The following is a 1,875-nucleotide window of genomic DNA, read 5'->3' as shown; positions in this document are numbered from 1 at the left end:
ATTTTCATCAAGATATTGATGGTTCTGTTTTGGGGATTTCACGCGCAAAACTGATCACACGCCCTCCCCGTTTCTTGCCGTAGCTCATTGAAGAATACGGGCTTGGTGAACTGACACCTTATGTTCCAAACCTCTATGATTTGATTGATCAAGGGCTTCAATGGCAGCGCTTGCGCGGCTCCCTTGCGGCAATAGAGTTGGGGCTTGAATGGCTAGAGATTTCTGCACGCTTTCAACCCGCCTGGACGGGGCGAGCATGGTGGAATTCCTTTCAACTTGATTTTGATCAGTTGCCTGAACGCAAAAGCCTTGAAGCCATTGAAGCGATTACCGACCTTTCCAAAAGTTTGCGCTCTGATTTTCGCCGTGGGACCTATGGTTATGATGTGCAAGCTGTTGAATGCAATATGTCACGGCTTGATGACAGCATGTTGGAGTATGAAAGCGGTGTTCGCTTAACAGCTGGGGACACTTTGTTTTCCTTTGGGCGCACAACAGAGATCAATCACACGCTCACAAGAGAAGAAGGCAGGCTTATTGGCAATTGGATAGATGATGGGGATGAAGAGTTAAGCTGGGATCAAATTGATTATCCATGGGACATGGCAAATTTTCCGTGGTGTTCGGTCAAAAAACATGAACGCGATATACTCATGGCAGAGTGGTTTAGCAACCGCACGCTTTATCTCGTGTTAAGAGACACCAAAGATGACGTGATTGGCACTCGCAGATGCTATGCTGTAGCACCTGTCGAACAGGCTTTGGATGGTGTGTACAGCCATTGTGGTAACAAATTTAACCCTTCCCCAACCGGCACTCTGTTGTTTCTTGCAGCCCGCACAGATTTTGAAGATGTTGAGGACAAACAAGCCGCCTCTGTTTCCCTTCTCGTTCATGGCTGTCTTGCACAACAAACCCCTCCTGGCAAACTTTGGTTAGGATTTGGTGAACTACGTGGTGGTGTAGAGATACTCAAAACGCCTGTCACTATTCCTTTGCGTGCCGATGTTCGCGAACAATTCAAAATTTTATTGAGGTTTTAACATGAAGCATGAAAGTGGTTTACCCTTTGCAATTGACAGATCTCGCGGCAAAGAGGAACAACAAAGCGTGGTGTTTTATGGACAGCGCCCTTTTCTTCAAGCGGGTGAACTGAATGAGGTTCAAACCATCATCAGGGGACGGCATGACCGTTTGGGGCGCCTTGTGGCACAAGAAGGAGACCGCGTTGAACGCGCTGATGCTTTTGTCAACAAAGAGACAAAGACCGTCACTTTAACGGATGGCAAGATTTATATCGCAGGCGATATTTTCCCCGTTGCACCCGCTGTACTCAACAATGTTGCCATGATTGGGCGCTTGGAAATTGGTGTGAAGCTGCAAAAGAAATGGATAACTCATGAAGAGGATCCAGAGCTGTTGGGGCAAGTTCCTGGCACCTTGGCAGAAGGAGAGCCCGGAGCGGCACGCGAAACAGCAAAGCTTGTTTGGGCACTGAAAGAGGATGCGCAGAGCGGCACTTTCTTTCCGGTTTATATTTTACAAGATGGTGTTCTGATTGATCAAAAATCGCCCTCACTGCTTGAACCAGCCATGCAAGCTATTGCGACGTACGACCGCGCCCATGGGCATTATATCGTGAGTGGCTGCCGTGTGAGCGCATTGGGAGCAAATAACGGTTGCCAAGTCTTTAGTATTCAAGAAGGAGAAGCCAATATCAATGGCTTTAAACGCAAACGCTTAGCGGCTTTGCGTCATGAAGAACTCGAGGACTTTTCGACAAGCGTTGTTCCAAGCGAAACGCATATTTTTGCGCCCCCAAAAGGGAAAACAAGCTTTACCTTTAAACCCTATTATTTTCCTATTGCTGATATT

The 1,875-nt window shown here is 47.4% G+C and carries 1 protein-coding gene and 1 pseudogene; both read left to right on the top strand.

The window, feature by feature from the left end:
• Positions 1-1,043 (top strand): annotated as a pseudogene (locus tag ACFIL2_RS07865) (phage tail protein); the annotation flags it as partial.
• 1 nt (position 1,044) lies between these two features.
• Positions 1,045-1,875 (top strand): DUF4815 domain-containing protein (locus tag ACFIL2_RS07860; RefSeq protein ID WP_375681726.1); only part of this gene is annotated, 831 nt, incomplete at its 3' end.

The organism is Bartonella sp. AP30XZML, assembly GCF_042195945.1.
GTDB lineage: Bacteria > Pseudomonadota > Alphaproteobacteria > Rhizobiales > Rhizobiaceae > Bartonella.
This window is presented reverse-complemented; position numbering and strand designations above follow the sequence as displayed.